At 70.6% G+C, this 26,821-nt stretch carries 33 protein-coding genes and 1 pseudogene; 24 read left to right on the plus strand and 10 right to left on the minus strand.

The genetic code is table 11. The features are described 5' to 3' along the window. Positions 1–32: 32 nt before the first annotated feature. From GTY84_RS02520 to GTY84_RS02560, 9 genes and pseudogenes are all read right to left on the minus strand, one after another. Positions 33–1,289 (minus strand): nucleotide sugar dehydrogenase, encoded by a 1,257-nt coding sequence (locus GTY84_RS02520; protein WP_161224348.1) that lies wholly within the window; start codon positions 1,287–1,289, stop codon positions 33–35. Positions 1,290–1,322: 33 nt separating this feature from the next. Continuing rightward, positions 1,323–1,625 (minus strand): hypothetical protein, encoded by a 303-nt coding sequence (locus tag GTY84_RS02525; protein ID WP_161224350.1) that lies wholly within the window; start codon positions 1,623–1,625, stop codon positions 1,323–1,325. 304 nt (positions 1,626–1,929) lie between these two features. Next, a complete protein-coding gene (locus GTY84_RS02530) occupies positions 1,930–3,837 on the minus strand; it encodes an AMP-binding protein (protein WP_345943316.1) in 1,908 nt (635 codons plus the stop codon). Further along, positions 3,834–5,636: a CoA transferase gene (locus GTY84_RS02535; RefSeq protein WP_161224351.1), complete on the minus strand. Its 1,803-nt coding sequence runs from the start codon at positions 5,634–5,636 to the stop codon at positions 3,834–3,836. Before GTY84_RS02535 ends, GTY84_RS02530 begins: the two co-directional genes overlap by 4 nt. A 628-nt stretch (positions 5,637–6,264) precedes the next feature. After that, positions 6,265–7,176, minus strand: coding sequence for an ion transporter (locus tag GTY84_RS02540; RefSeq protein ID WP_161224353.1), 912 nt, complete (start codon positions 7,174–7,176; stop codon positions 6,265–6,267). Positions 7,177–7,493: 317 nt separating this feature from the next. Next, positions 7,494–7,709, minus strand: a pseudogene (locus GTY84_RS33335) (lamin tail domain-containing protein); the annotation flags it as partial. A gap of 128 nt (positions 7,710–7,837) precedes the next feature. After that, the gene (locus GTY84_RS02550; RefSeq protein WP_161224355.1) at positions 7,838–9,106 is read right to left on the minus strand and encodes a site-specific integrase; all 1,269 of its coding nucleotides are present in this window, start codon (positions 9,104–9,106) and stop codon (positions 7,838–7,840) included. Positions 9,107–9,143: 37 nt separating this feature from the next. Then, the gene (locus GTY84_RS02555; RefSeq protein ID WP_161224357.1) at positions 9,144–9,584 is read right to left on the minus strand and encodes a hypothetical protein; all 441 of its coding nucleotides are present in this window, start codon (positions 9,582–9,584) and stop codon (positions 9,144–9,146) included. A gap of 156 nt (positions 9,585–9,740) precedes the next feature. Further along, entirely contained in the window at positions 9,741–10,172 is a 432-nt protein-coding gene (locus tag GTY84_RS02560) for a hypothetical protein (protein ID WP_161224358.1), read from the minus strand. A gap of 248 nt (positions 10,173–10,420) precedes the next feature. Between GTY84_RS02560 and GTY84_RS02565 the strand changes: the two genes are divergently transcribed. The 15 genes from GTY84_RS02565 (at position 10,421) to GTY84_RS02635 (ending at position 18,529) form a co-directional block, all read left to right on the plus strand. Beyond that, positions 10,421–10,699, plus strand: a complete 279-nt coding sequence (locus tag GTY84_RS02565) for a helix-turn-helix transcriptional regulator (protein WP_161224360.1) — start codon at positions 10,421–10,423, stop codon at positions 10,697–10,699. 2 nt (positions 10,700–10,701) lie between these two features. Next, positions 10,702–10,983 carry a helix-turn-helix domain-containing protein gene (locus tag GTY84_RS33340; RefSeq protein WP_161224361.1) on the plus strand — a complete coding sequence of 94 codons (282 nt, stop codon included), beginning with the start codon at positions 10,702–10,704 and terminating at the stop codon, positions 10,981–10,983. A 92-nt stretch (positions 10,984–11,075) separates the two neighbouring features. Further along, positions 11,076–11,459 carry a hypothetical protein gene (locus GTY84_RS02575; protein WP_161224363.1) on the plus strand — a complete coding sequence of 128 codons (384 nt, stop codon included), beginning with the start codon at positions 11,076–11,078 and terminating at the stop codon, positions 11,457–11,459. Beyond that, entirely contained in the window at positions 11,456–12,334 is an 879-nt protein-coding gene (locus GTY84_RS02580) for a hypothetical protein (RefSeq protein ID WP_161224364.1), read from the plus strand. The genes GTY84_RS02575 and GTY84_RS02580 overlap by 4 nt, the downstream gene beginning before the upstream one ends. Then, positions 12,334–13,092 carry a hypothetical protein gene (locus GTY84_RS02585; RefSeq protein WP_161224365.1) on the plus strand — a complete coding sequence of 253 codons (759 nt, stop codon included), beginning with the start codon at positions 12,334–12,336 and terminating at the stop codon, positions 13,090–13,092. Before GTY84_RS02580 ends, GTY84_RS02585 begins: the two co-directional genes overlap by 1 nt. After that, on the plus strand, positions 13,089–13,325 hold the full coding sequence (locus GTY84_RS02590; protein ID WP_161224366.1) for a hypothetical protein: 237 nt from the start codon (positions 13,089–13,091) through the stop codon (positions 13,323–13,325). Before GTY84_RS02585 ends, GTY84_RS02590 begins: the two co-directional genes overlap by 4 nt. Beyond that, positions 13,325–13,504, plus strand: coding sequence for a hypothetical protein (locus GTY84_RS02595; protein ID WP_161224367.1), 180 nt, complete (start codon positions 13,325–13,327; stop codon positions 13,502–13,504). Before GTY84_RS02590 ends, GTY84_RS02595 begins: the two co-directional genes overlap by 1 nt. Then, positions 13,501–13,899: a hypothetical protein gene (locus GTY84_RS02600; RefSeq protein ID WP_161224368.1), complete on the plus strand. Its 399-nt coding sequence runs from the start codon at positions 13,501–13,503 to the stop codon at positions 13,897–13,899. Before GTY84_RS02595 ends, GTY84_RS02600 begins: the two co-directional genes overlap by 4 nt. A 109-nt stretch (positions 13,900–14,008) precedes the next feature. Then, entirely contained in the window at positions 14,009–14,434 is a 426-nt protein-coding gene (locus GTY84_RS02605) for a hypothetical protein (protein ID WP_161224369.1), read from the plus strand. 125 nt (positions 14,435–14,559) lie between these two features. Next, the gene (locus GTY84_RS02610; RefSeq protein ID WP_161224371.1) at positions 14,560–14,898 is read left to right on the plus strand and encodes a hypothetical protein; all 339 of its coding nucleotides are present in this window, start codon (positions 14,560–14,562) and stop codon (positions 14,896–14,898) included. Beyond that, positions 14,895–15,758 (plus strand): PD-(D/E)XK nuclease-like domain-containing protein, encoded by an 864-nt coding sequence (locus GTY84_RS02615; RefSeq protein WP_202548983.1) that lies wholly within the window; start codon positions 14,895–14,897, stop codon positions 15,756–15,758. Before GTY84_RS02610 ends, GTY84_RS02615 begins: the two co-directional genes overlap by 4 nt. Further along, positions 15,755–16,585, plus strand: coding sequence for a hypothetical protein (locus GTY84_RS02620; protein ID WP_161224372.1), 831 nt, complete (start codon positions 15,755–15,757; stop codon positions 16,583–16,585). Before GTY84_RS02615 ends, GTY84_RS02620 begins: the two co-directional genes overlap by 4 nt. 73 nt (positions 16,586–16,658) lie before the next feature. Continuing rightward, positions 16,659–17,183 carry a hypothetical protein gene (locus GTY84_RS02625; protein WP_161224374.1) on the plus strand — a complete coding sequence of 175 codons (525 nt, stop codon included), beginning with the start codon at positions 16,659–16,661 and terminating at the stop codon, positions 17,181–17,183. Between the two features lie 63 nt (positions 17,184–17,246). Beyond that, a complete protein-coding gene (locus GTY84_RS02630; protein WP_161224375.1) occupies positions 17,247–17,657 on the plus strand; it encodes a hypothetical protein in 411 nt (136 codons plus the stop codon). A gap of 44 nt (positions 17,658–17,701) precedes the next feature. Then, the gene (locus tag GTY84_RS02635) at positions 17,702–18,529 is read left to right on the plus strand and encodes a hypothetical protein (protein WP_161224376.1); all 828 of its coding nucleotides are present in this window, start codon (positions 17,702–17,704) and stop codon (positions 18,527–18,529) included. Positions 18,530–18,584: 55 nt separating this feature from the next. Here GTY84_RS02635 and GTY84_RS02640 read toward each other — a convergent pair whose 3' ends face one another. After that, positions 18,585–18,842, minus strand: a complete 258-nt coding sequence (locus GTY84_RS02640) for a hypothetical protein (RefSeq protein ID WP_161224378.1) — start codon at positions 18,840–18,842, stop codon at positions 18,585–18,587. Positions 18,843–18,927: 85 nt separating this feature from the next. On the opposite strand from GTY84_RS02640, the gene GTY84_RS02645 reads away from it, so the two are divergent. From GTY84_RS02645 to GTY84_RS02685, 9 genes are all read left to right on the plus strand, one after another. Next, positions 18,928–19,494, plus strand: a complete 567-nt coding sequence (locus GTY84_RS02645) for an endonuclease domain-containing protein (protein WP_161224379.1) — start codon at positions 18,928–18,930, stop codon at positions 19,492–19,494. A gap of 78 nt (positions 19,495–19,572) precedes the next feature. After that, positions 19,573–20,535, plus strand: coding sequence for a hypothetical protein (locus tag GTY84_RS02650; RefSeq protein ID WP_161224380.1), 963 nt, complete (start codon positions 19,573–19,575; stop codon positions 20,533–20,535). Beyond that, the gene (locus GTY84_RS02655; protein ID WP_161224382.1) at positions 20,535–21,242 is read left to right on the plus strand and encodes an ATP-binding protein; all 708 of its coding nucleotides are present in this window, start codon (positions 20,535–20,537) and stop codon (positions 21,240–21,242) included. Before GTY84_RS02650 ends, GTY84_RS02655 begins: the two co-directional genes overlap by 1 nt. After that, positions 21,239–22,621 carry a replicative DNA helicase gene (locus GTY84_RS02660; RefSeq protein WP_161224384.1) on the plus strand — a complete coding sequence of 461 codons (1,383 nt, stop codon included), beginning with the start codon at positions 21,239–21,241 and terminating at the stop codon, positions 22,619–22,621. Before GTY84_RS02655 ends, GTY84_RS02660 begins: the two co-directional genes overlap by 4 nt. A 1-nt stretch (position 22,622) precedes the next feature. After that, positions 22,623–22,901 carry a hypothetical protein gene (locus tag GTY84_RS02665; RefSeq protein WP_161224386.1) on the plus strand — a complete coding sequence of 93 codons (279 nt, stop codon included), beginning with the start codon at positions 22,623–22,625 and terminating at the stop codon, positions 22,899–22,901. Then, positions 22,901–24,628, plus strand: coding sequence for a DNA cytosine methyltransferase (locus GTY84_RS02670; protein ID WP_161224388.1), 1,728 nt, complete (start codon positions 22,901–22,903; stop codon positions 24,626–24,628). The genes GTY84_RS02665 and GTY84_RS02670 overlap by 1 nt, the downstream gene beginning before the upstream one ends. 190 nt (positions 24,629–24,818) lie before the next feature. Continuing rightward, positions 24,819–25,343, plus strand: a complete 525-nt coding sequence (locus GTY84_RS02675) for a DUF4326 domain-containing protein (protein ID WP_202548984.1) — start codon at positions 24,819–24,821, stop codon at positions 25,341–25,343. A gap of 93 nt (positions 25,344–25,436) precedes the next feature. Then, entirely contained in the window at positions 25,437–25,961 is a 525-nt protein-coding gene (locus tag GTY84_RS02680; RefSeq protein ID WP_161224389.1) for a VUT family protein, read from the plus strand. Next, on the plus strand, positions 25,958–26,761 hold the full coding sequence (locus GTY84_RS02685; RefSeq protein WP_345943317.1) for a hypothetical protein: 804 nt from the start codon (positions 25,958–25,960) through the stop codon (positions 26,759–26,761). The genes GTY84_RS02680 and GTY84_RS02685 overlap by 4 nt, the downstream gene beginning before the upstream one ends. Positions 26,762–26,821 lie beyond the last annotated feature (60 nt).

The following is a 26,821-nucleotide window of genomic DNA, read 5'->3' on the forward strand; positions in this document are numbered from 1 at the left end:
CCGGGAGTCCTGTGTGCCGGGCGCGGCCGGGGTCAGAGCCGGGTGACCCGGGTGCCCCTGGCCGTGCCGCGGGTGTCGAGGACCAGGCACGCGGCCCGGTCCCAGGCGAAGGCGCGGTAGTCGTCCTCGTCCTGGAGCACCAGGACGAGGTCGCTGTCGGCGCAGGCGTCCTCGGGCGAGGCCCGGCGCGGCACCGGCACGCCGTCCACGACGAACCGGTCGACCCTCGGGTCGTGGTAGGCGAGCCGGGCCCCGGAGGCGCGCAGGGCGCGGGCCACGGGGAAGGCGGGGGACTCGCGGACGTCCGAGACTCCCGCCTTGTAGGCGACGCCGAACAGGGTGACCCGCGCCCCGGCCGGTTCCGTGCCGTTCTCGCGCAGCAGCCGGCAGGCGCGGTCGGTGACGTGCCCGGGCATGGCGTCCAGCACGTCGCGCGCCGCGTCGAGGGTGCGGAAGGTGAAGTCCTGCTGCTCGGCCCGTGCCATCAGATAGCGCGGGTCGACCGGGACGCAGTGCCCGCCGACGCCGGGGCCGGGGCGGAAGGGGGCGAAGCCGAAGGGTTTGGTGCCGGCGCAGCGCAGCACCTCCCAGATGTCGATGCCGACCTGACCGCAGTACAGCGCGGCCTCGTCGGCGAGCGCGATGTTGACGTAGCGGTAGGCGTTCTCCAGCAGCTTGGCCATCTCCGCCTCGCGGGTGCCGGAGGCGACGACCACCTCGTCGACGAGCTGCTGGTAGAAGCCCTCGGCGTGTTTGGCGCAGAGGGTGGTGCAGCCGCTGACGATCTTCGGTGTGGTGCGGAAGGAGAAGCGCTCGTTGCCCGGGTCGATCCGCTCGGGGGAGTAGGCGAGGTGGAAGTCCTCGCCCGCGCGCAGCCCGCTCTCCTCCAGCAGCGGCCGGACGATCTCCTCGGTGGTCCCGGGGTGGCTGGTCGACTCGACGCACACCAGGGTGCCGGGGGCCAGGTGCCGGGCGACGGTGCGTACGGCCGCCGTCAGCGGCCCGAGATCGGGCGTGCGGTCGGCGGCGAGGCCGGTGGGGACGCAGATCACCACCGTACGGGCCCCGGTCAGCATCGCCGGGTCGGTGCTCGCCCGGAAGCCCGCCGCGCGCATCGCCCGGACCTCCGCGTCACCGATGTCCCCGATGTGGGAGCGCCCCGCGGTGAGACCGTCGGCCACCGCCGCGCTGATGTCGAGGCCGACCACCCCCAGGCCCGCCTCGCAGGCCCTCCGGGCCAGTGGGAGTCCGACGTAGCCGAGCCCGACCACGGCGAGTTCCGCAGACATGTTCCCCCCTCGTTCCCCCTCGGCGCCGGCCGGTCAGACGCTGAAGCTGCCGCTGCCGGGGGCCACGTGCGAGCCGTGTCCCGGGGGGACGACCAGCGAGGGGCCGAGACAGAACGGATCGCCGTAGATGCGCACCGGGCGGTCGGTGGTGTTGTTGAGGACATGGGCGGCGGCCGGGAGCTTCTGGCAGCCCGCCGGGTCCTTGTAGACCGTCAGCGGTTGCAGCTCCGTCTGGAAGACGGTGACCTCTCCATCGGCGGCGGCGGCCGGACCCGCGGCCAGGCCCACCCCGGCCACGGCCGCCAGGAGGACACAGGTGATGAACGAGCGACGCATGACGGGTTCCCCAGTTCTGCTGTACGGCTCAACACCCGTGATTCGTACGGAAGTTGAGGGTCTTGTTCCGCTTTCGTGATCAGCATGCCATGGGAATCGCCCCGGGGAATTCCCTATGGGAAGAATGACCCATATGAGTGAACGCTTTTCGGTCTGCCCTCCGGGCGGAATCCCGCTCCCGGAATCCCGCTCCCGGGGGCCCGGGAGCCCCGGAGGCGCCCGGTCGTGCCGGGGGCGGACCCGGGCACGACCAGGCACTCCCGGGCGGTCGTTCAGCCGTCGCCGGACGCGGGCGCGGAGGCGGTCACCGCGCCGTCGGAGGTGCCGCGCGGTCCGGGCGGGCGCCGCCTTCGAGCCGTCCGGCCCGCAGGGCGTCCACGGCACCGGCGGTGACGGTGCGTCGGCAGACCTTCCCGGTGGGCCCCAGGGGAAGCGACTCGGCGAGCATCAGGTACTCGGGGAACTTCCGCCGCTCCAGGCCGCGTCGGCGCAGGTGCTCGGTGAGCCCGGGGAGCGTGGGCGGGGCCGCGCCGGGGGCCGGACGGACACAGGCGCACAGGCGCTCCCCCAGCTCCCCGTCCGGAACGGACACGCAGACCACGTCCGCGAGGGCCGGATGGGTGCCCAGCTCGCGCTCCACCTCGGCCGGGCTGATGGTGTACCCACCCCGGATGACCACGTTCCTGAGCCGTCCCAGGACCCGCAGCCGCCCCCGGCCGTCCAGCGCGCCGAGGTCGCCGGTGCGGACCCAGCCGGTTCCGGTGCGGTAGCGGGCGTCGAGCTCGGGGGCGCCCACGTAGCACATCGGCGACATCGGCCCCTTGGCGAGGATCTCCCCCTCCGCGCCGGGTGGCGCCGGGGTGCCGTCGGGCCGGACGACGCGCAGCTCGGCCACGGCCGGGTCCGGGGTTCCCGCGGTGCCGTCGGCGGGGGCCCCGGGGGCGGCCGTGTGGCAGTTCACCCCGTCCGAGGACCCGTACACGGCGATCACCGGTCGCCCGAACCGCTCCCGGCAGGCGGCGGCCGTGGAGTCGGGCAGCGCGGCGCCGCTGGAGACGAGCGCCCGCAGGCCGGAGAGGTCCTCGTCCGGGGCGGGCGGCAGGTCCGCGATCCGGCGCAGCATCGTCGGCACGCCGAACACATGGGTGGGGCGGTCGTCGGTGATCGCGCGCAGCGCGTTCCGGGCGTCGAACCGGTGCCGCACGATCAGGGTCCCGCCCAGGGCGGCGAGCGTGACGGGCACGCCCAGCGAACCGAACGAGGAGGCCAGCGACACGAGCACCAGATTGCGGGGCACCGGCCCGTCGATGGGCTCGGGCCCGCCGGATGGATCCCCGTCGGTGGGCCCGGACCCACCGGAGGGCTCCGGACCTTCGGGGGGCGTCCCCCCGGCCGCCGTCCGTCCGGACCCCTCCGCGCCGTGCGAGGGCACCGGACGGCCGGGCTCGGCCCCCTGGCCCGCCCGATCCGCCGGGCCCTCCGCGGGGTCCGCCCCGCCGGGCCCCTCGGGGGCGCCGTCCGGCCGGGGCGGACCGGGGTACCGGGCGAGCGCCCGCACGTAGGCGGCCCGGCCGCCCGCCAGGGACTGATGGCTGTAGGCGACCATCTTCGGCTCGGCCTCGGAGCCGGACGACACCAGGATCCTCGCCGGGGCCCAGGGGTCGGCGCACCGCTGGGCCGGGCGGTGGGCCGCGCCGCCGCGCCCGGACGCCAGCTCGTCCGCGCCGAACACCGCGCGCAGACAGGTGAGTCCCTCCGCGGCCAGCACGTCCGCCGGTTCCGAGAAGACGGCGCCGGCGGCCCGGGAGCGCCGCAGCAGCGTCAGGGTGTCGCGCACCCCGCCGCCCAGCGGATAGGGGAGGGCCACCGCGCCCAGGGCGTAGACGGCGAGTTCGGCCGCGGCGGCCAGTCTTCCGTTGGGCAGCCGCAGGGCGATCACGTCGCGCGCGCCGAGCCCCGCACCGGCGAACCGGGCCGCGATCCGCAGCGTGTCGGTGTACAGCTCGGCGTACGACACCGTGCCCCCGTCGTCCACCACGGCGTCCCGCGCGGGATGGGCGGCCACCTGCCCCCGGAACAGCGAGAACAGGTCGGCGTCGGGGCACAGCCCCCGCTCCTGCCACGCCAGCCGGTCGGCGTACGGCACCCGGTCCGGGAAGACCAGCCCGCTGCGCGCCCGCCACACGGGCCCCTGGCCCCCGGCCCGCGTCACCGGTCCCCCCGGGCGAAGTCCCAGGGGCTCGCGGGCCGGGCGTGGCGCGCCTCGGCGTCCGGCGGCAGCACCGCCTTGGCGAAGGCCGGGTCCCCGGCCGTCGCCGCCAGATCGGTGCGCACGGGCACGGACGGCAGCCCGGCCTCCCGCAGCGCGTCCAGCCACCCGGCCGTGGACCCCTCGCGCAGCCGGTCCGGGACCGCGGACGGGTCAGGCGCGCCGACGGCGGCGGCCACCGCCGCCGGGTGCGCGCGGGCCCGTGCCCCCAGGTGCAGCAGTCCGTCGGCGGTGGCGAGCGGGGCATCCAGCGCCGACAGGACGGTCCGCCGCGCCGGGCGGGGCACCAGGGCGGCGGCGGACAGCAGGGAGGAGTCGGCGCGGCAGCCGTGGCCGGTGCCCTCCCTGAGCGCCAGTCCGGCGAGCGCGGCCTGCGCCAGCACGAGGCCGCCGAGGACGTCGGTGACGGTCATCAGGGAGGGCGCGGGCGGCTCGTCGGCCGGGCGCAGGGCGGCGGCGAGCCCGCCGTGCACCTGGGCGAGGTAGTCGGTGCCGATCGGCGGCCGGGGCCCGAGGGCGCCGCCGAACCCGGAGGCCGAGGCGTACACCAGTCCCGGACGCACGGACCGCAGGTCGTCGGCGTCGAGCCCGTACCCTTCGGCCTTGCCGGGCGCCCAGGTGTGCAGGAACACGTCGGCGCCGGAGACCAGTTCGCGGACGGCGGCCTGGCCCCGGGGGGTGGAGAGGTCCGCCTCCACCACCGACTTGCCGGTGTTGAGCGCGGAGAACCGCGCCGAGCAGTCACCGGCCATCGGGGCGAGCCAGCGCATGGGGTCGCCGCCGGGCGGCTCGACCCGGACGACCTCGGCGCCCAGCAGACGCAGGACGTGCCCGGCCATCGGGCCCTGCACGCGGCGGGTCGACTCGACCACCCGCAGCCCGGACAGGGGCGCCGGTCCGCCACTGGTCTCCCGCCGGTGACCGCGCGGGGCGGCCGGCCCGGGGCGGGGGGTGTCGGCCGGGGCGAGGGTCCAGGCGTCGAGGACCGGCGCCGTCGTGGTGGCGCCGATCTCGGCGAGCGCCACCCCGTGGCGCGCGGCGGTCGCCCGGACCGCCCGCAGGGGGGTGCGGCGCAGGGCGGTGCGCAGCTCGCGCGGCAGCGGGCAGACGGCCGTCCCGAAGCGGCTCTGGAACGGCCCCCAGCCCCGTCCGGTGGTCCGCGGGTCGACCCCCAGCTCCTGCCAGAACCCGGCCCAGGCGAGCGGGTCCAGGGTCTCGATCTCGACGGACACCTCGTCGGCGGTCGTGAGCGCGGCGAGCCCGACCCCGTGCACCGCCCCGGAGACGGCGCCGGGCGCGGTCGCGGCGGCGAGGTACTGGGTGAGGGCGAGCAGCGCCCCCTGCGCCAGCGAGGTCCCGGAGCGCAGCCCGCCCTGCCCGCGCAGCCGGGCGACCAGGCAGGCGGTGGCGCCCTGCGCGGCGAGCACGCCGGTGACGGCGGAGACGTAGTCGGCCGTCAGCGGACGGGGGCCGCCGGTGGCGCGGCCGTGCACCAGCATGATCCCGCAGGCCGCCTGGACGGCCCGTTCGTCACCCGCGTCGATCCCGACCGGCCCCCGGCCGCCGATGCTCCGGGCGGCGTCCCGGGCCCCGTCGACCGGCAGGCCGTGGTCGCGCAGCGGCAGCAGGGTGCGGTGGAGCAGCCGGGACGCCACCTCGACGGCCGTGCCGGGCGGCTGCTCCCCGGCCTCCTCACCCGGCGACGCCGGTAACGGCCCACGGTCCTGGTGGCGTTGAAGCATGGGGTTCGGCCTCACTGTTGCGATGATCTTCCGAGGGGACAACCGCACCGGCGCGACCGTAGACACGGTGGGACGGCCCGTTCATTCGGAATGGCTGGAACTCGCAGACGTGTTTGGCCGTTTCGGCGCCCGTCCGGCGACGGGCGGGACCGATGGGCGTGGGGCGGCCGGTCCGCGTCGTGCCGTCCGGACCTGGAGGTTCGCGCGGGGCGGCGGCCGGTACCGCGCGCCAGGTGCCCGAAGGGACCGGAGCCCTCATCAACGCGACTTGTTTCGGGCGCACTTGGCCGAGTCCGACGGGCGCGCCGCCTTCGCCCGGACACGTCCTCCTGCTCCGGGGTGTGGGCGCGCGGGTGGAGTGCGGACCGGGGAGACGCCCCGGGACGCTACGGGCGCGGGGCCGGGACCGGGCGGAGAGGAGGGAGCCGGGGCCCGAGCGGCGTACCGCTCCGGCCCGGGCGACGTGTGCGGTGCCGGAGGCCGCCCGGGGGTCCGGCCCGAACCGCTCGCCTCCACCTGCGTACTGCGCGAGCGGCGCCGGGTCGGCCGGCACGGGGAACCGCCCGCTCCTCCCCGCCTTCGCCATCGGGCCCTGCGGGCAAGGTGGTTGGGCGGGGAGGCACCTGGGTCAGGTGCCCCGCTGTCCGGCCGTCACGGCGGTGCCGCTCTCCTCCCGGTGCCGGGCTCCACTCCGGGCGAGGTCGTCCTCCAGGTCGTCCAGGGCCCGCCGGGCGGCCTCGATGCGCAGGCGCAGCAGGCCGTCGTCGTCCGCCGGACGCGGGGCGCGGCGCGGCCGGGGCGCGGTCCCCTCCACCTCCCGTGCCTCGTCGAGGGAGGTGAGGACCACGCCGATGAGCACGTTCACCAGGACGAAGGACGCGAGGAGCACGTACGAGGCGTAGTAGACGAGGCTCCACCGGGAGATGCCGAGTCCGGCGTGGACGGCGTCGCCGATGCCGTCCAGGGTCATCAGCAGGAACAGCGTCAGCATCGCCCGGCCGATGGAGCCGTAGTGCTCTGGGTCGTCGTCCCCGAAGAAGACCCACCCCACCATCGCGTAGACGTACAGCAGCAGGGTGCCGACGAGCAGGAAGCTCAGGGTGCCCGGCAGGCTGCGGACCACCGCCACGAGCAGCACGCGCAGTTGGGGCAGGAAGCGGGCGGTGCGCAGGACCCGGGCCAGTCTCAGCAGCCGCAGCACGGTGGTGTTCTCCCGGACGACCGGCAGGAACGCGCAGAGGACCACGGCCAGGTCGAAGAGGTTCCACGGGTCCCTGAAGAACTCCCGGGGGCGGTCGGCGTGGGCTGCCAGGCGCAGCAGGATCTCGGCGGTGAAGGCGGCCAGGCAGAGGTGCTCGGCCAGGCGTAACCAGTCGCGCCACTCGACGGCCAGTCCGGAGTACGTCTCCAGGCCCAGGAGGGCGGCGTTGACGAGGATCACGGCGATGACGGCGAGGGCGAACCAGCGTGCCTCGACGATCTCGCCGCATCTCCGCGCCAGGGCCGCGCGGGCCGTGCGGATGGGGTGGTGCTCGGACATGCTGCCGACCTGTCTCCTTCGCCTGTGTCATCCGACCCGGCCGGCTCCGCGGAGCGGCCCCCAGGGTGAATGATCTTGCTCTGGAGACATTTTCTACAGCACTGTAGCGAGCGCCGTGCGGGCGGACCCGCCTCCGGGTGCCCGGGACCGGCCGGCGGCCCCACCGTCGCACGTCCCAGGGGGACTTCGGGCCACGGTGACGGTGCTCGCCGGTGCGTTGACGGCGGAGCCGGTCCGGCGCCGGGGCGGCGGGGCCCGGGGACGCGTCCCCGGGGCTTCGGGGCCGTGGTGCCGAGGGCCCCGCCGGGGCTCAGGGATCAGCCGTGGTACGTGATGTAACCGTTTCCGTCACGGTCGTCGGCCTTCTTGGTGTAGGAGTGCACATCGGCACGGGCACCGGAGGGCTTGGAGAGGTAGATGGTGTCCTTGTCGTTGTTCCAGATGAAATTGCAGTTCTGGCGGAAGACGACATTCCCCGCGTCGGAGTCCTTGCCCTTGCCCCCGCGCAGCTTGACGTAGTCGCCGGGCTCCAGGGGGATTCGTGCAGTTCAGAAGGATGTCAGTGGGCAACGTGGACCCACTTCCCCTGTCCGTCCCGCGAGTGGAGGCAAGCCCCGATCTCCCCAGATCCTCCTCCTGGGGAGAATCTGGGGAGATCCATTCAGGAACCCTCGAACCAGTTCTGCATCGCCGTCCGGCCCCGGCCGTCCGCCTCGGGCATCATGTGCGCGTAGATACGAAGCGTGATCGACGGATCCGCATGGCCCAGCCACTTCGAGACCGCCACGATCGGCTCACGCGCGTCCAGCTGCACACTGGCGAAGGTGTGCCGTAGCGCATGGAAGCCATTCTCCCGGCTCTCCGCGTAGGTGAGAACCGTGCGAAACAGACCAGGTCGATGACTGACCCGCCGCTGGTCTTCACGCGGAGGAGGGATCACGCCCGCCGCGGCAAGCGCCGGCTTCCACACGTGCTTGTCGAAGTCATCTCTGCGGATGGCCCCGCCGCGGGCGGCCGTTAGGATCAGGGCGTGCGTCTGCGGCTGGCGTTCCTCGCGCTCCCGATCCGTGGCCGGGGGCCGCGGATCCTTCCATGGGAGTGTCACGGGGCGGGCTGGACGGATGCTCAGCGCATGCTCCATCCGCTTCAGCAGGTACTCGGGCACCGGAACGTCACGGACTTTGTCGCCCTTGGGGAGAGCGAAGGCGTGCTTGGAGCCGATCTTCTTCACCTGTCTCCGTACTAGGATCCGCTGGCCTTCGAAGTCGATGTCCTCGACGGAGAGGCCGAACACCTCCCCTTGCCGCAGCCCGGCCCCGACGCCGAGGTCCACGCACAGCTGGAACCGCGCGTCCATGGCGGCCTTCACGGCGACGACCCGCTCCTTGCTCCACGCCCGTGGCTTGGAAGGTGCCCGGGTCGGCAGGCGAAGGGTTGTCTGCCTGCGGCACGGATTGTGCGTCAGCCGCTCATCGTCGATGGCGGACTGCATGATGGACGACAGGTACCCCCAGCACTCAAGCACCGTGCTCGTCGCTACGGTGCTCTTGAGGACGATCAGCCACTCGCCGAGATGCTTTGTCTTGATCCCGTTCAGGGGTAGATGGCCCAGGTGTTGGAGCACGTGGTTCCAGACGCGGCTCCGCACCGTGACCTCAGTGGCGGGGTTGTCGTAGCCGCGCCTTGGCCACCACTCCTGTTCGACGTAGTCGGCGAGGAGTATCTGGCCTCGGCGAGGATCAACAAACTCTCCTGCTGTCGACTCGTGCTGCGCCTTCGCCAGCCAGGCTTTCGCTCCTTGGGGGCCCTCGAGCTTCTCGAATGATCGGTCTTTGACGCCGGGGATGCCTGCGACCCGGTACCGCTTGCCCTTCCCCCACCGTTCGGTCTTGCGTCTCATGCCCGTGACGGGGTCGGGCTTCTTGGTCATCCACCGGTCTTCGATGTACCCGGGCATGTCGTCTCCGCTAGACCTTGTGAGGCTCGGGGGAGTTGTCGATGATCTCCCCGGCGTACAGCTGGAACCACTGGCCGCCGGCGAGGAAGTCTCGCGTGGCCGAGGTCATCGAGGCCGCGAATCCCTGGACTGTCAGGGCGGGGTCGATGTAGACGGACACCAGCCCTTTGCCTTCGTCGACCCAACTGGCCAGGGGGACCCGCATCTTGAGAAGGTACTCGATCTTGAGGGGTCGGCCGGGAGTGTCACGGCAGATGATCTCGTCCCGCCAGAGCTGGAACCAGTGGGCGGACGACATCAGCCGGGTGATCTCGCCGTTGAGGTTCGTGACGACGGCTTCGAGTGGCTGGGTCTGGTCGAGGCGGACTCGTATCCGTCCTCTGTCCTCGGTGATCTCGGCCAGGCGGCCGGGGGCGAGGTTGGTGGTGGCTTCGTAGGTGACGTCGAGCATGTGCCCTCCCCGCAGTGCAGCGTGCGCTCCCGGCCACTTCGGCCAGAAGCGCACGGTTGGTGAAGGGTACGTCTACAGACTGTTGCCGACAATCGATTGGTGAAATATCTACTTAGGGACATAAGTGCCCATGCCCGAGCGGTGAGGTTCGCGTGGCTACTCGCCCGCCTCGCGCTTCGCCCGCTCCTCCGCCTCGATCATGTAGCGCCACCTCATCAGCTCGGCCTTCGACTTGCCCGCGAGGTGCCCGACGATGATGCGCACTTCCTCGTCGTAGCCGGCCAGCTCGGTCGCCTCGTACTGGAGCCACTGCTTGGCGGCAGCTTCCTGGACGTGCCGGAGGGGGCGGCCGGTGGCCCTGGAGATGGCGACGAGTTGGTTGTAGGAGGGTGGGCTGACGGTGGGTGTCTTGACGAGCTTCTGATACCACTGGCGCGGCAGCTTGGAGCCGTCGGGGCTGAGGCCGCGGTCTTCCATTTCCTGGTAGGTGATGCCGCTGTCGTTGGCGTCTTTGACCAGGTGGGAGAGTGCGGGGGTGGGGGTGGGCTCGGCCGCGCCGTCGTGTGGGGCGGTGGCCGCTGCCGTCATGGGGTCGTCCTCTCGTGTCACTTCACACCGACTGTCTCTAGTGGGGGTTGGCTGCGCGGGAAAACTACCAGCTCACTGCCTACAACCATCTGCTATCCGGGACAGATCGTCCACGAAATGATGCCATCTGGCCGAGACGGCACCCGCTCCGGGCTCCCGGTGTCGCGAATTTGTTGACGCAGCGTCCCGAATCCTGTTAACTCAAGGGCAGTGAAAGGCGCCTCTGCGCCAAGGAGGACCCATTGAGTGTGCGCTACCACCTGAGAGACCTGGACACCTTCAAAAAGATCATGGAAAGCCCAGGTCAGGGCATCCCATACACCGTCCGCTCCCTGGCGGATGCATCCGGAGTGTCCCGCTCCCAGATCGGGCGCCTGCTCACCGGAGACATCGACAAACTGGACGTCCTCGATGCCCACGCCATATCGGAGGCACTCGGTGTCGCCGTACTGGTGCTTTTCATACCCCCGGTGACACCAAAATCGGGACACCGTGACAGCGAACACAACATCATCAGGAAGGAGTAGCCGTGCCCAGGAAGCCCAAGAAGCCCGTACCGCCGCCCGCCGGATACCTCTGGACGCCCGACGCCGCCCGCAGGATCGGGCTCAGCGTCAAGACGCTCTGGAACTACCGCGCCCTCGGCCGTGGGCCCACGAGCAAGCCCATCGGCCGCAAGCTCGCCTGGCCGATCGAAGACCTCGACGCCTGGCTCGACGCAGAGATGAACCCCAAGCCGGACGCCGACCGCGCCCACGAGTCCAGGCCGGCGGAGCCGCGAGTGCGCCGAGGTTCCCGCGCCGCTGCTTGATCGGCGACGCAGAGAGGTCGCCGCGTTCCGCTAAGCCCGCGACGACCTCGTGATCCACACCCACCAGAACACACAGAACAGGAGCGTGGACCGTGTCCACATCATTGCAGATCCCGCAGGTCCAGCATCTGTCGGTCCTCGACCGACATGCCGCACGTGAGCGGAACGAGCTCAACTACGCCAGCACGGTCACGTACCACGGGCTCCCGGACTCCAGGCACATCGCCGTCCAGGCGACGGAGGACGCGGTGCTGGTGACGGCGACGGATATCGACGTTCTCGGCGAGTGGCTGTACGTCCAGGGCGGGTCGATCACCACGGTGAACCTGCCGTCGGGTCAGACGGTTTGGACGCTGCACACGAAGACGTGGACGGACTCGCCGGTGAAGTTCCCGGAGGTCCCGGTGCATCTGTCGGTGGTCCTGCCGACGGGCGAGCAGGTCATGCACGAGATCGCTTCGGCGGTGGCCGCGTGAGCGCCAAGCGGTGGAACGCGAGCTACCCGGTCGGCACCCCGGTGTTCGCCTACCCGGGCTTCCGCCCGGAGGACGCCTCGGACGCCCGCCGGCTGGTCACCCGTACCCGGACCGCAGCCCAGCAGTCGTCCAGCGGCGACCCCGTGGTCTGGGTCGAGGGGGAGGGCTCCTACATCGTCCTGACCCACGTCGACCCGGTCACGGAGGCCGAGTGGGAGAAGGCACGAGCGGCCGGAGACGGGGGTGGCCGCGTGAACATCTCCCCTGTCTACTGCCCCGACACGTCGTGCTTCTGGTCGGTGCACGGTATCCCCGACGTGTACGCAGAGGCCCGCGCCTACCACCTGTCCTCGCATCGGGCGGAGGAGCACGGCGAGCCGCTGACGGCTGAGCAGGTCGCCTACGCAAAGCGTGTCGGGCACCCGCTGCCGAACAGCCTGGACACCGCAGCGGAGAAGCACGACGGCCAGCCCGTGGACTCGGCGCCGAGCCGCACTGTCCTGGACCGTGCGCGGCACGCCCTCACTGCCCGCATGACCAACGCTGGCCTTCGCGTCGCCCTGGAGAGCGTCACCGCCCACGCGGCCAGGCTGGAGGCGGAGCGGCACACCACGAACGAGGCCCTCTCCGAAGCGGTCGAGGCACTGCACGCAGACCCGGACCAGACCGCCGAGGCCCCGCCACGTGACGACGACGCCTCGGACAACCGACGCCGCCTCTACCTCGACGGCAAGGGCACCGCCTGGATCTCGCTCTACCACGACGACGGCACCGAATGGATCGTGCCCGTACAGGGCGAGGTCGCCATCGAGCGGGACGCCCGGCACGTCGCCGACGAGACCGGCTCCCTCCGCGAGATCGGCAGGTGCTGGTGATGACCCGCTGGTACCCGCGCGAGCACTGCAAGCGAGGCGGAATCCACCCGCCCCGCACGTCCGTCAACCGCATCGGCGGCCCCTCCTCCGCAATGCGACGGCAGGAACAGCGCATCCACGACAAGGAGATCCTCGCCAACTACGTCCAGCTCAAGCCCAACACCCTCGTCATCTGGGACCGGCAGCCCTACCGGATCATCGAACTCGCCGAACGCCCCCACGACCTGTGGGGCGACAAGCACGAAATGCGGTATGCCACCGCCCTAGAGCACTGGGACCGCTACCCGCACGGAGAACGCCCCGAGAAGGCCACGTGGGACGGACGACCCTACGTCTTCGTTCTCCAGCCCGACGGCAAGCCCCACGAGAAGCCACTCCACCTCATCGGCCCGGCCAACCACCCGTGGAATGTGCTGCCCGAGCACTACATGGTCTGCGCCTCCTGCGGCGAGCTCCCGCCCTGCCGCCAGGAGGAAGCCGAACGGTACGCAGACCGCCAGGCCGCCCAAGCGGAAGTCCTCATGGACATCCCGCCCGGACACTGCCTCGGCTGCGGCGAACACATCACCACCCGCCAGCACGCCACCCGCTTCCCCGGCCCCAACCTCTGGCGTCCCGACCTGCCCGACAACTCTGCCGTCTTCCACGCCCGCCAGGAGTGCTCCACCCCACGCGAGAAGTACCGCGAGCAGTGGGAAGCCCGCGGCGGAATGAACGAGCAGCCCAACCTCTTCGCAGACGAGGAGTCCGACCGATGAGCGCCCACCGCGACCGCCAGAACCGACTCCTCGACGCCATCCGCACCCACGGCGGCACCTGGAACACCAGCAGCGTCCTCGACCTCTACAAGCTGACCGACCCCGGCGTCGTCTGCCGCCACACCGCCCGCCGCGACCTCGACGTCCTCCACCGAACCGGGCACCTCACCGTCATCAACGAGCCCAACAACCGCCACTACGAACTGTCGGTCCGGCACCGGGCGGCGGCGTGATGTCCCTCCTGGACCTCCCCACCACCCGCACCGACGCCGACCCCCTCGTCGTCCCCGGACTCCTCACCGCCCTCGGCCTCGTACCCCGCCGAACCCCCACCCGGACCACCCCTCACCTCATCGACGCCATCCTCTCCGGCCAAGCAGACATACCCGCCGACCTCGGAGCAGACCAATGAACATCACCACCCGCCTCACCCGCCGGCGCAAGCCGAACCCGCTCCACGACGAGAACCGCAAGCTCCGCGCCCAGCTCGTCGGCGCGGCCAAGGCCATCGGCGAGGTCGAGAAGAAGTACACGACGGTCAGCGAACACCTGGCCGAGTCGCAGGAGACCGTCGTCAGCCAGCAGGCCACGATCGACGACCTCACCGCCGAACGCGACGACCTCCACGAACAGCTCGCCTACCTCCGGGAGCGGTTCGCCCCCCAGCTCGCCGACGAAGCCAACGCCCTGGCGGTCGCCGTCCCCCGCATGGTCCGCGACATCAGCAACCCCGCCGACCAGGCCACCGAACCCATCCGCGTCATCACCCTCCGCCAGGCCCACACCCCACCCGACCCGGCCGCATGACCCGCCGTCCCGGCCGGATGACCAACGGCCAGCCGGGACGGCGCCCAACAGGAACGCCCTATCGAGCGAATCGGAGGGCACCCCACCACTGCATCTCAGGAGAACAAGCGTGATCGAGTCCTACGAAGCCCAGGTGAAGCGGGTCGCCGCACTGCGCCAGTACGAGCGCATCGCTAGGGCCCACACCGCCGGGGAAGCCAGCGACCTGGACCGTGCGACGGCGCGACAGGCGGCTCTCGATGCTGGTGCCGACAACAACTCCCTGCACTGCGCTGTCACCGGGTTCATCCCCGAGAGGATCCGCATCAGCGACTACCCGCACCCGGTCGGCGCGATCGTGGAAGGTACGGGCGGCCTGCACACCGTGGTTGACCGCGGCGGATGGGCGTTCTTCGCCTGCTGCACGATGCACCACGAGCAGGGCCGGGCCAACGGCTACTACCCGCAGTTGAGCCATGGCCGTCACCTCGCGAGGGTCAAGCCCGTGGACGTTGACAGCTACGAATGCCCATTCCCCAACGGCTTCTTCGGCTGACCCACAACCTCAGAGCGGTCGCGGGTGCTCCCCTCGCGCTGCGGCATCCGAAGGGCCGCCGCCCCGCGGCACCTCTCCGTCAAACAGGCGGCGGCCCGCCATCCGCACACTCGAAAGTAGACCCCATGACCACCACAAACCACACCATCCCGGCTGAAGTCGCAGCCCACGTCCTCTCTCACTTCGGCCGCGGCGGCTACCCGGCCAGCGACTGGACCGAAGCCCTGATCAGCCTCATCGACCGCGCCGACATGGTCCATCGGGCCAAGCTCTGCACCGCGTTCCCCGCCTACGGGGCAGCGATCGCCCTCGCCAAGTACGACCAGAACGGGATCACCGTCCTCCGGCAGCTCACCGGCCAGAAGGCCACCGGCCTCCTCTGCACCAACTGCGGCGGCAACGCCGGACCCTTCAACCTCACCACCGGCCAGTGCGAGAACTGCGCGGACGGGAACCAGCAGTGACCGCGGCCGTCGAAGTCGAGGCCCCCCAGGTGGTCAACGGTCTGCCCGCCGAGGCCTACCACGCCGACAAGACGTCGATCTCCTCCACCGGGCTCCGCGCGCTCCTCGCCCCCGGCTGCCCGGCCCAGTTCAAGTACGACCGCGACCACCCGGCGTCACCGAAGAAGGAGTTCGACCTCGGGAACGCCGCCCACCTGTACGTGCTGGGCGAGGGCCCCGACCTGGAAGTCATCGACTTCCCGGACTGGCGGAAGAAGGACGCCCAGGTCCAGCGTGACGGGGCGTACCTCGCGGGCAAGGTACCGCTGCTGACCAAGGACCACGACGTGGTCCTTGCGATGGCCGACGCGATCCGCCAGCACCCCGTCGCTGGCCCCCTGTTCACGCCCGGCAGCGGGGTTGCCGAACAGTCGATCTACTGGACCGACCGCCGCACCGGAGTCCGCTGCCGCTGCCGACCCGACTGGATGCCCACCCGACAGGACAACGGCCGCCTCGTCGTCGTCGACTACAAAACCGCAAAAGCCGTAGACGAAGCAGCCCTCGCCAAAGCCGTCTACGACCGCGGCTACCACGCACAAGCCGCCTTCTACCTCGACGGCGTCAAGGCCGCCGGCCTCCACGGAGACCAGGAACCCGCGTTCATCTTCGTCTTCCAGGCGAAGACCGCCCCGTACCTGGTGCACCTCGTCGAGCTCGACTCCCCCGCCCTCGCCCTCGGTGCCGACCGCAACGAGCGCGCCCTCCGGATCTACGCCGAGTGCGAGAACACCGGCATCTGGCCCGGATTCAACGACCGCATCACCTACCTGCCGCTGCCCGCCTGGGCCGAGCGGCGCGACCAAGAGGAGTACGCGTGAACCAGCCCATCCCCGTCCCGTCCACCACGGCACCGGCCCGCATCGGGCAAGGCACCGCCGTCGAACAGTCGAGGGCTGCCGCCGAAGTCCAGGCCGCCGTCGTCGTCGCCCAGCAGTGCCCCCGCAACATCCAGGCCGCCGTCGCCGAGATGCGCGAGTCCTGCAAGCAGCAGGGCCTCGCCGAGCGCGCCTTCTTCCGCTACTCCCGCGGCGGCCAGACCATCACCGGCGCCTCCGTCCACCTCGCCCGCGAACTCGCCCGCGTCTGGGGCAACGTCCAGTACGGACTCGTCGAGATGCGCCGCGACGACGACTACGGCCAGTCCGAGATGCAGGCCTTCGCCTGGGACGTCCAAACCAACTCCCGCAACAGCTCGACGTTCGTCGTCCCGCACCGTCGCGACACAAAGAACGGGCCCAAGCAGCTCACCGACATGCGTGACATCTACGAGACGAACGCCAACAACGGTGCCCGCCGTGTCCGCGAAGCCATCTTCGCGATCCTTCCGCCCTGGTTCGTCGAGGAAGCCAAGGAACTGTGCAACCAGACCCTGCGCGACGGCGGCGGCAAGCCCCTCGCTCAGCGCGTCGCCGACGCCGTCAAGACGTTCGAGGGCATCGGCATCACCGCCGACCGCATCGAGAACCGCCTGAACCGGCCGTCCGGGAAGTGGACCGAGCACGACGTCGCCCAGCTGATCGTCATCTACAAGTCGATCCAGCGCGGCGAGGTCACCGCCGAGGACGAGTTCCCGGCGCCCCGCGTGTCCGCCGAGGAGCTGACCGGCGGCAAGGCCGACAAGCCGGCCACGGCACCCACCCAGTAGCCCACACCCGCAGACCGGGGTCCCGCCCGCCGCTAACAGGCGGGGCCCCGGCCAGATCAGGAGACCACGAAGCATGACCACCGACCAGACCGACACCATGCAGGCGCCGTCCCGCGAACTCTTCGACACGCTCCTCGATCGGTGGCAGGAAGTCGCCGACGCCTACAGGAATGACCCGCCGCGCGACGACCTCGACCAGCGGTACGCCGACTACCGGCACGTCTACCTGCGGAACATCCGCGACCTGCGGCACGTCCTCGACACCGGCCGCATGCCCTGCTCCCTCATGAACGATGGCGAGCGGCGCCGCGGCGACTGCGGACGCAACCACGAAGACGAGTACGAGGAGCACGGGGAGCTGGACGACGACCCGTGGGCGGCTGACTCAACCCTCGCGTCCCTGGTGGCGTTCCGCAGGGTCGTCGCTGGCCACCTTGCGGAAATGTTCCTCGGCGGGCCGACCGGCGACCTCTACGAGTGGGCTCGCGGCATCGCCCGGGAGGCGAAGCGGGCGGGCGTCGACATCGACGACGACATCGTGGCCTGCCTCCGCACCCTCACCCTCGGCACGCACATCGCCGAAGAACCCCCCTTCTAGCCCGCACATGCGAACGGCCGCCCGCGCTCGAATCGCGGGCGGCCCCGGGACCAGGAGACCACGTTGACCTTCATCCAGCCCGCATTCGACGGCACCGAGATAGCCGCCGCGGCCCCCGCCAAGTCCCGCCGCATCGTCGACGACTACGAAGCCTGGATCGACGAGGTCTGGCCCTACTACCTCGCCGCCGCCGACACCGGCCTCCCGTTCACCGTGGACGAGATCAGCAGAAAACACCACCTGCCCGACCCGCCCCACCCCAAGTCCCAGTGGGGATCACTGCCCGTCCGCCTGCAGAACTACGGAATCATCCGCCACCACGACGGCGGCACCTCCGCCCGCGCCCGCCACTCCATGGTCCACGTTTGGATCGGCGTCCCCCCAGCCCACCGCGAAGCCGTCGCTGAGCACCGCCGCGAAGAACGCGCCACCAAGGCCGCCGCCCGCGCAGCCGAAAAGCAGACCGCAGCGTGACCCACGCCACCCACCACCGCACACCGCACCCGGAAGGACAAGCCGTGACCACCACCGACAAGCCACTGCCCACCCACGGCTCCCGAGCCCGCTACCTCCGCGGCTGCCACTGCACCCCCTGCCGCACGGCCAACCAGCGGTACTGCAAGCAGTACCGCGCCAAGACCATCCACCAGCCCGTCCGCATCGACGCTACCCCCGTCCGCGAACGACTCCAGGAATGGGTCAACCAGGGCTACAGCCAAAGCCAGATCACCGACGCCACCGGCAAACAGTCCGGCGACATCTCCAAACTCCTCCAAGGCCAACGCACCATCGCCCCCCGCGTCGCCGCCCGCATCCTCCGTTCCCCGGGCCCGACGGGCATCCCCGCGAACGCCCGCATCGACGCAACCGGAACCATCCGCCGCGGCCGAGCCCTCCACGCCATCGGCTACCCCATCTATCTGATCGCCGCAGGGGTGCCCACCGCGGCCAACCACCTCGGCCGGCTCCTCGAACGCGAGCCGGCCACCGTCTCCGCCGCCACCGCCCAAGGCATGACCGCCCTCTACAAGCGGTGGATCGGAAGGCCCGGACCCTCCCACTTCGCCATCCACGACGCCCGCCGCCGCGGCTGGCACGGGCCCCTCGCCTGGGACGACATCGACAACCCCGACGAGCAGCCCGACACCGACCAGACCGACGAACTCGAACTCAAACGACACGAACTCGCCGCCATCCACCGCGCCGAGATCGAACACCTCGCCAGCTTCAACCTCTCCACCAACGAGATCGCCCGCCGGCTCAACCTCGGCATCTCCACCGTCAACGCCATCGTCCGCGAACTCCACGGCCACGAACGACGCCCCCGGAACAACACCGCCGCCTAGCCCGCACGACAAAGGCCCCGCGGAAGCGGGGCCCGGAAGGAGAGGGGGAGGGATGTCAGTCTTCGGACGCGGCCGGCTTGGAGCGCTTGATGCGGACGACACGCTTCTTCGGCTCGCTGCTGGGCGCGATCTTCGCGACCCACTCTCGGGTGAAGCCGGTGAGCTTGGCCATGTGCGACGGGCCCTTGCCGGCCGCGCGCCCCTCCACCAGCAGCTCGCGCAGTTCGGCGTCGGCGCTCAGGAAGGCGTTCTCGGCGCGGACGCGCTTCTTGGTTGCGGCCACGATCCTCTCGTCCAGCTCGTCCAAGTCCATGTCGCACATGGTGGCACAACTCTGAGCCACTGCGCTACGCGACCGCGCATTGTGAACGCGGACCGCGAACGCTATTCTCATAGACATGACAGCGGAGATCCCGCCTGTGCCCAACAGGCGTACCGAGACACGCCATGCCGCTCCAGGGAAGACCTGCAATCACTTCCAGAAGTACGGCATGACCTGCGACGACTTCGACAGGTTGCTTGCTCGTGCGGCTGGCCGGTGCGAGCTGTGCAAGACGCTCGAAGAGGAGACTCAGCGCGGAGCACTCGTCATCGATCACTTCGAGGGCGGCGGACTGTTTTTCGTCCGCGGACTTCTGTGCGACCGCTGCAACTCGGTCATGTCACGGCACGACAGGGCGGTGGCGTGGGGGCCTTCCTCGCTGCCCTGGAAGGACAAGGCGCGGGCCTACCACCTTGCCGCGTTCGGGCAGCCCAGCCTGGACGAGTTCGAGCAAGCCGACCGACACATCGCGTCACGCCGGACCTACCACGTCAAGGACCGGGCATACCTCCTGGTCGCACCACGGAAGGCGCTCGTCGTCCGACTAGACCGGTCGATGACAGAGACCGCAGCCAAGCTGCGCCGCCACCTCACCGAGAGGCAGAGGGAGCGGCTGATCGAACTCCTATCTGGGAGGGAGTGATCAGCCCCAGACCTCCATGAGGGCTGTCCCAAAACCAGTCATGACCAGCACAGACACCCCTCCCTAAGGAAGTCATCCGTGAGCACTGAGGCCGTCGGCTGGGCCATGGATCACGCGCCCATGCTGCGCACCGAGAAGGGCAAGCCGGACACCACTGCCCGGCACGTCCTTCAGGTGCTCGCTGAGCACGCGAGTCCCACCGGCACGGAGGCGCACCCGTCGGTGCTCCGCATCCAGTACCGCACCGGCCTCGACCGGGTCACTGTTCAGCGGGCCCTGCGGCGACTGGAGAAGGGCAGCCTGATCGCCAAGGACGGCACCAAGGAGGGCCGCACCCGCTACAAGCTCGCAATGGGACTGCGCCGGCCCGCCACGGACTGGAGCGACCTGGAGAGGGAGGAGGACGAGTTCCGTGCCGCGGCTGCTGAGCGGAAGCGCCGGTCCCGCGCGAAGAGCGTCACGCACGCAGAGTTCGTGACTGTCACAGACTCAGAAGGCGTGACCGTCACGCACGGAAAGTCCGTGACCGGCGATGTCACACACTCTGAGTCCGTCCGTCACGCACTTAAAGTCCGTTCGTCACGCACGGAACGCAGCCCTAACCACCCACAACCGTCAGACAACCAACTACTAAAAGACTCTTCTCCCGCAGCCAAGCCCGACGAGCAGCAGGCGCACACCGCCCCCGTCCAGACCAAGAGCAGCAGCGAGAAGACAGATCACCACCTCGAAGCCTTCGGCGCCTTCTGGCTGACCTACCCCAAGCGCAAGGCCAAGGAAGAAGCCAAGAAGGCCTGGATCGCCGCCATCGAACGAGGCGCCGACCCGCAGCACATCCTCGCCGCCGCTAAGGGCTACGCCCACGAACGTGCCGGCCAGGACCCCAAGTACACGAAGTACCCCGCCACCTGGCTCAACAAGGGCTGCTACGACGACGAGCCCGACCCCCAGCCCGGCCGGCCGCCGCTGCGCGCCGTGTCCGGCGGCTACCAGCCGTACCGCAACCCCACCGACCAGTCCGTCTACGACGAGGATCTCTGATGCAGTACATCCCGCCGAACAACCTGCGAGGCCACGACCTCGCCCCGCTGCTGGCCGCCCGCGGCCTGGACCCGGACTGGATCCAACTCCACAACTTCGACCCGCACAGCCCGCAGAACGTCGCCCGCCACACCTACTCCGACATCGCAGCCCTCGTCCCGTTCCACTACCGGTCCGCAGTGCCCACGCTGCCCGAACTGCGGCAGTGGGTCGACGGCCTCGTCGCCACCGCGAAGGAAGCCCAGGCCGAACGGAACTCGCCGATCGCCTCGGTCGCACACGGCCCGTCACTGCTACTCCTCGGCGTCACCGGCGTCGGCAAGACCTACGAGGCATACGGCGCCATGCGTGAACTGGCTGTGACCGGGGTGCGCTGCTGGTGGCAGGTGACCACCGCCGCCGACCTGTACGCGGCCCTGCGCCCCCGGCACGGCATCGACGCGGAGGCAGAGTTCCGCCGCTACAGGGACACACCCCTGCTCCTCGTCGATGATCTCGGAGCCGAGGGCAAGCCCTCAGCCTTCACAGAAGAGGTCAACTTCCGGCTGATCAACCACCGGTACGAGCGGCACCTTCCCACCCTGTTCACGTCGAACGCCGACGCCGGCCAGCTCCGGGACCGCCTCGGCGACCGCGTCACATCCCGGCTCCGGGAGATGTGCCAGCGAATCGCCATGAAGGGCAACGACCGCCGGAGGGCCGCATGAGCACCACCACCGACCTCTGGACGCCCAGCGACGCCGGCACCGAAACCGGCCCGCGCCCCCCTGAGCGGCCCCGGGACGTCGAAGCCGAGCGCATCCTCGTCGCCACCGTGATGATGCAGCCCAGCGCCGTCGACGAACTCGGCGCGGAGGGCTTCGACCCCGCCGACATCTCAACCGACGCCTACCGCTGGACGTGGTGGGCCGTCGAGGAACTCCAGAGCCAGTTCCGTGACGGCGAACTCAAGCACCTCGCCGTGCACCGCCAGCTCGAAACCTGGCACGCCGAGGGCCGCATGCCGACCCGGCCGCCCGCGGCCGAACAACTCCTCGGCCTCTACCAGCAAGCCCACCCCGGTGCCGCCGCCTGGTACGCCAAGCGGATCGAGAAGAAGGCCATCGCCGCCCGGCTCGTCGCCCTCGGCTACGACGCCATGCTCAAGGGCGCATCCCACGCGTTCGACGCGGACACCGACGTCGCCGCAATCCAGTCCGACCTCGACGGAGTGGTCCGAGCGCCCGATGACGTCGACATGGCCCCCATCGGCGACCTGCTGCTGGACAGTCTGGAGCGGGCCACCACCCCGCCCACCAACGAGCAGCGAATCCCGACCGGCTTCATGGACCTGGACGCACTGCTGTCCGGCGGCTGGGCCCCCGGCCAGCTTGTCGTCGTCGGTGCCCGGCCGGCCATGGGCAAGTCGACGGTCGCCGCGGACTTCGCCCGCGGCGCCGCCATCAAGCACAAGATCCCGTCGCTGTTCGAGTCCCTGGAGATGGGCAAGGATGAACTGTCCGACCGGATCCTGTGCGCTGAAGCCCGCATCCCCCTGCACCACCTGAAGCAGGGCATCGTCTCCGACGCCGATATGGCGCGCGCCGCCCGGCACGCCCCCGACATCGCCGCCGCCCCGTTGTGGATCAACGACGCCGCGACCCTGTCCTTGCCGATGCTCCGAGGCCGGATCCGCAACCTTGTGCGAACTCAAGGCCTGCGCCTCGTCATCGTCGACTACCTGCAACTGATGCAGGCCCCCCGGGCCGAGTCGAGGCAGCAGGCCGTCGCCGAGATCTCCCGCAATCTCAAGCTGATCGCCAAGGACTTCGGGATCACCGTCATCGTCCTCTGCCAGCTCAACCGCGGACCCGAGCAGCGGCAAGAGAAGAAGCCCCTCGTGTCCGACCTGCGGGAGTCCGGAGCGATCGAGCAGGACGCCGACATCGTGATCCTCCTCCACCGCGAGGACGCCTACGAGAAGGAGTCCCCCCGGGCCGGCGAAGCGGACCTGATCGTCGGCAAGCACCGAGGGGGACCGACGGCGACGATCACCGTTGCCGCGCAACTCCACTTCGCACGCATGGTCGATATGGCTGGGGTGTGACATGAGCGAACCCACTCCGGATGACATCGCGGCGATGCGGGCCGACGGCAGCCTCCGCGACTACCTCAAGTTCCTCACCAGCCAGGCCCTTCGGCCTGAGCCCCGACCGGCGCCGGTGCTGGCCGCGGTGCCAGACCTCGGCTACCGGATCGCGCACCCCGGCGGCTGGCCGCTCGGCACCGCCGCCTCGGGTCCGACTCCGCCCCCGAACACCTGCACCTGCGCCCGCTGCGGCGGCAACCCCAACACCCCAACCACCCACCTGAAGGACGCCGCCTGATGCCCACCACGTCCAAGAAGCAGAAGGCCCGCACGGCCACGCACCGGCCAGCTGTCCGACGCCGCCGCTTCCGCCACGACGACCTAGTCGCCGTGGACCTGTTCTCCGGCTTCGGCGGCCTGACCCGCGGAATCGAGATGGCCGGGTTCACGACGATCATGGCGGCGAACCACAACAGCTACAAAGTCGAGGTCCACGAGGCCAACCACCCCAACGCCGAACACTGGATCGCCGACCTGGTCGACCCCGACGCCGCCGACTACCACTCCGCCCGAGACCTTCCCGCCGCCGACCTCCTCGTCGCCGGAGTCTCATGCGTCAACCACTCGTTCGCCAACACGCAGCGGGCCTACGCACACGGCCTGACCCTTTTCGGGATGGACGACCCCGACTACGAGGACAGGGTCACCCGCTCCGAGCGAGACCGGGCCACCGCCAACTGCGTCCTGCACTACGCGCAGAAACACCGGCCGCGGATGATCCTCGTGGAGTGCACCACCGAACTGCAGTCCTGGGGACCACTCCTGCCCGGCAGCAAGAAGATCGGCGACGGCTCCACCTACCGGTGGTGGCTCCGCCAGTTCGACCTGCTCGACTACAACCACCAGGTCCTGTTCCTCAACAGCCAGTTCTTCGGCGTCCCGCAGTCCCGCAACCGCGGCTACTGGGTCTTCGTCCACAAGTCCCTGCCCATGCCGGACCTCGACCACCGGCCCGCGTCCCGGTGCGAGCCCTGTGACAAGGACATCGAGGCCATCTGGACCTGGCGGACCGGCATTCCGCCGACCGGGAAGGTCGCCTACGGCGAGCAGTACGAGTACCGGTGCCCCTCCTGCCGCACCCGCGTCGAACCGCCCGCCACCCCGTCCATCACCGCACTCGACCTCACGGACCTCGGCACCCGGATCGGCGACCGGCCCGTCAAGACATTCAAGGACGGCCACCGCGGCCCGTTCGCCGCATCGACGACCGCCCGCATCGAACGCTGCCGCCAGAAGTTCGCCGACTTCCCCGCGATCCTCATGCCGGCGAAGGGCGTCCACGGCAGCGAGCGGCTACTCCTGCAGCCGCTCGCCACGCAGACCAGCCAGCAGGAAGCAGCGCTCCTGTCGACAGGGCCCGGCCTGTGGGACAACGATGCGGCACTCTCCCTCGCGGTCGACAACTACCAAGGCGCGCCCCGCGGCCCAGGGGGGCCGCTGCCCACCCAGGTCGGCTCCGAGACCCTCGCGGTCGTCTCCTCCGGTGTTCTCCCGTACCGCAAGAACACGGTGCCCCAGCTGTACACGGAGCCGATGCCCACGTTCACCGCCGAACAGATCCCCGGAGTCCTCACCGCGGCCGGCTGGTTCAAGCAGAACGGAACCACACCCAACCACGGGACTGCCCCGCACCCCGTCACCGACCCGCTCGGCACCCTCACCGCCCACGACACGACCGCGCTCCCAACTGCGAACTGGGGGCCCGCGCTGTCGCAAGTGCCGTTCGACGAGTGCTTCTACCGGATGATGGCCGCCCACGAGATCGGCCGCGGATGCGGTTTCGACGTCAACTTCCGAGACCACACCGGGATCTTCAAGGTCTGGGGCACCGCACGCGATCAGGTCGACGGCTTCGGGAACGCCGTCTCTCCGCAGGTGGGTGCCTGGATCGGAACGCGGCTGCGGGCCGTGATCCACAGCCCGCAGGACTCCGGAACGGCCGCCGACCTTGCCGAAGCCGCCTGATGCTGCGCTGTGTGGCGTGTGGGCGGCGTCTGGTCCGCCCGTCCCCGTCGGGTCTCGGCCCGGTCTGCGCCCGCCGCCTTCACCCCACCCGGCCACGCATCAGCCGCGCCACCGAACCACCGACCGAGCCCATACCCGGGCAGACAGCCCTGCCGCTCACCGACCGCCAACCCACCCTCTGGAGCCTCTGATGACCCCACCCCGCCGTATCCAGCGCCGCCGCACGAAGGGCTGGCGCGCCCCGCATGGCGCCGTCTACGTCGGCCGCGGCACCCGCTGGGGCAACCCCAACCGCATCGTTCCGGCGGACTTCGGCGGCTGGGACGTCACCCACGACCACGGCAGCACCGTCGGCACGTTCGCCTCGAAGCACGACGCGCGCCTCTTCGCCGTCGAGTCCTACCGGGCCCACCTGGAAGACCATGCCGATCTTGCCGTCAGGGCTCGCCGCGACCTCGCGGGCCGGGACCTCATGTGCTGGTGCCCGCTCGACGAGCCCTGCCACGCCGACGTGCTGCTGGAACTCGCGAACCCCGCCGACGACTGCCTCACCTGCGAGCACTTCCTGCCCGCCAGTCCCCCCGAGGAGCAATGCAACCCCGACGGCTGCGGCTGCACCGGCTACCCGGACGCCTGCGACATCCACGCCGCACCCGCCGGAGCCACCTTCCCGATCGCCAACTGCCCCCGCTGGCAGACCGCGCGCACTCCGTGAACGCGGCGGCCCGGCCGGAAGGTAGCCGGCCGGGCCTGGCCCGCACCCTACGCCGAGGGACCGGTAGTCCCGCAAACCACCAGGAGACACCCAATGGCCACGCGTATCACCCCCACAGGGGCAACAGCCCTCACCGCCTACATCGCCACCATCCCGGCCGCCAACCTCGCCGTAACCCACTTCGGCGTCGTTCCAGTAGGACTCGGCTACACCGCCCCCGCCGGGGTCTACGCCGTGGGCCTGGCACTCGTCCTGCGGGACGTAGCCCGCGAGGCGGCTGGGCGGGCTGCGGTCCTGGCCGCGATCGTCGTAGGCGCCGGCATGTCGTGGTGGCTGGCTGATCCGGCGTTGGCGGTCGCCTCGACGGCAGCGTTCGTGCTGGCGGAGACGATGGACTTCGCCGTGTACGAGCCGCTGCGCCGCCGGGGTCTGCTGGTGGCGATGCTGGCCTCCAACGCGGTCGGCCTTGCCGCGGACAGCCTGATCTTCCTTAGGCTGGCGTTCGGGTCGCTGGAGTACCTGCCGGGCCAGTTGCTCGGGAAGACGTGGATGACGCTCGCCGCGGTCGCTGTGATCGCCGTGATTTCGCGGCGCCGAGTTCGGGCGGTGGCGGCGTGAGCGTCTTCCTGCTGGGCGCGCCGCCCGCGTTCATGAAGTACACGGATGTGCCGCTGTTCGTCTCCAACCGGCCCCTGTCGAAGCTGAAGGAGCTGTACCGGGCCCGCGGCCGGGTCTCGGTCGACTCCGGCGGCTTCTCCGAGTTGGACGGTCACGGGTCGTGGGACTACGGCCCCACCCCCCGCCAGTACGCCGGGCAGGTCGGACGTTACGTCGACGAGGTCGGCATCGACTGGGCTGCCCCGCAGGACTGGATGTGCGAGCCGTGGATCACCGCGAAGACCGGCCTGACCGTGGAAGAGCATCAGGCCCGCACCGTGGGGAACTACCTGGACCTGAAAGCCATTGATGACCGGCTGCCGATCATTCCGGTCTTGCAGGGCTGGACGATCCCGGACTACGAGCGCTGCATCGATCTGTATGACCGGGCAGGGATCGATCTTCGTGCCCTGCCGCTGGTCGGGATTGGGTCGGTATGCCGTCGGCAGGGCACCGAGGAGGCGGCCCGGCTGGTGACGGAGATCGCCGGGCACGGGATACGCCTGCACGGTTTCGGCTTCAAGATTGACGGTTTGCGGAGGGTGGCCCGGTACCTGCCGTCGTCGGACTCGATGGCCTGGTCCGCGGCTGGTCGCCGTGAGGGCCAGGGCTGCGACTTTCGGTTCCCGGCCTCGCGTGGTCCGCACAAGAACGAGGCGAACTGCTTGCGCTACGCGTTGGGGTGGCGGGCGGAGGTGCTGGCCGCGGTCCGGGAGGGTCTGAGCCAGCCCGAGCAGCTTGTCTTTCCTCTCGCCGCTTGACCGTAGTCCGGCCGCCCGCAGGGAGCGCGGGCGGCCGGTGCCCCCACCCTTCCACACCGA

The sequence above is a fragment of the Streptomyces sp. SID8352 genome (assembly GCF_009862265.1).
In the GTDB taxonomy this organism is placed as follows: Bacteria; Actinomycetota; Actinomycetes; order Streptomycetales; family Streptomycetaceae; genus Streptomyces.

Coding starts and splice junctions, on each gene's coding strand:
- GTY84_RS02525 (WP_161224350.1), bottom strand. CDS start 1,625: ATGCGTCGCTCGTTCATCACCTGTGTCCTCCTGGCGGCCGTGGCCGGG.
- GTY84_RS02655 (WP_161224382.1), top strand. CDS start 20,535: ATGCAGTACATCCCGCCGAACAACCTGCGAGGCCACGACCTCGCCCCG.
- GTY84_RS02595 (WP_161224367.1), top strand. CDS start 13,325: ATGTCCCTCCTGGACCTCCCCACCACCCGCACCGACGCCGACCCCCTC.
- GTY84_RS02555 (WP_161224357.1), bottom strand. CDS start 9,584: ATGCTCGACGTCACCTACGAAGCCACCACCAACCTCGCCCCCGGCCGC.
- GTY84_RS02550 (WP_161224355.1), bottom strand. CDS start 9,106: ATGACCAAGAAGCCCGACCCCGTCACGGGCATGAGACGCAAGACCGAA.
- GTY84_RS02680 (WP_161224389.1), top strand. CDS start 25,437: ATGGCCACGCGTATCACCCCCACAGGGGCAACAGCCCTCACCGCCTAC.
- GTY84_RS02535 (WP_161224351.1), bottom strand. CDS start 5,636: ATGCTTCAACGCCACCAGGACCGTGGGCCGTTACCGGCGTCGCCGGGT.
- GTY84_RS02645 (WP_161224379.1), top strand. CDS start 18,928: ATGACAGCGGAGATCCCGCCTGTGCCCAACAGGCGTACCGAGACACGC.
- GTY84_RS02520 (WP_161224348.1), bottom strand. CDS start 1,289: ATGTCTGCGGAACTCGCCGTGGTCGGGCTCGGCTACGTCGGACTCCCA.
- GTY84_RS02670 (WP_161224388.1), top strand. CDS start 22,901: ATGCCCACCACGTCCAAGAAGCAGAAGGCCCGCACGGCCACGCACCGG.
- GTY84_RS02625 (WP_161224374.1), top strand. CDS start 16,659: ATGACCACCGACCAGACCGACACCATGCAGGCGCCGTCCCGCGAACTC.
- GTY84_RS02585 (WP_161224365.1), top strand. CDS start 12,334: ATGACCCGCTGGTACCCGCGCGAGCACTGCAAGCGAGGCGGAATCCAC.
- GTY84_RS02610 (WP_161224371.1), top strand. CDS start 14,560: ATGACCACCACAAACCACACCATCCCGGCTGAAGTCGCAGCCCACGTC.
- GTY84_RS02660 (WP_161224384.1), top strand. CDS start 21,239: ATGAGCACCACCACCGACCTCTGGACGCCCAGCGACGCCGGCACCGAA.
- GTY84_RS02640 (WP_161224378.1), bottom strand. CDS start 18,842: ATGGACTTGGACGAGCTGGACGAGAGGATCGTGGCCGCAACCAAGAAG.
- GTY84_RS02560 (WP_161224358.1), bottom strand. CDS start 10,172: ATGACGGCAGCGGCCACCGCCCCACACGACGGCGCGGCCGAGCCCACC.
- GTY84_RS02600 (WP_161224368.1), top strand. CDS start 13,501: ATGAACATCACCACCCGCCTCACCCGCCGGCGCAAGCCGAACCCGCTC.
- GTY84_RS02665 (WP_161224386.1), top strand. CDS start 22,623: ATGAGCGAACCCACTCCGGATGACATCGCGGCGATGCGGGCCGACGGC.
- GTY84_RS02675 (WP_202548984.1), top strand. CDS start 24,819: ATGACCCCACCCCGCCGTATCCAGCGCCGCCGCACGAAGGGCTGGCGC.
- GTY84_RS02590 (WP_161224366.1), top strand. CDS start 13,089: ATGAGCGCCCACCGCGACCGCCAGAACCGACTCCTCGACGCCATCCGC.
- GTY84_RS02540 (WP_161224353.1), bottom strand. CDS start 7,176: ATGTCCGAGCACCACCCCATCCGCACGGCCCGCGCGGCCCTGGCGCGG.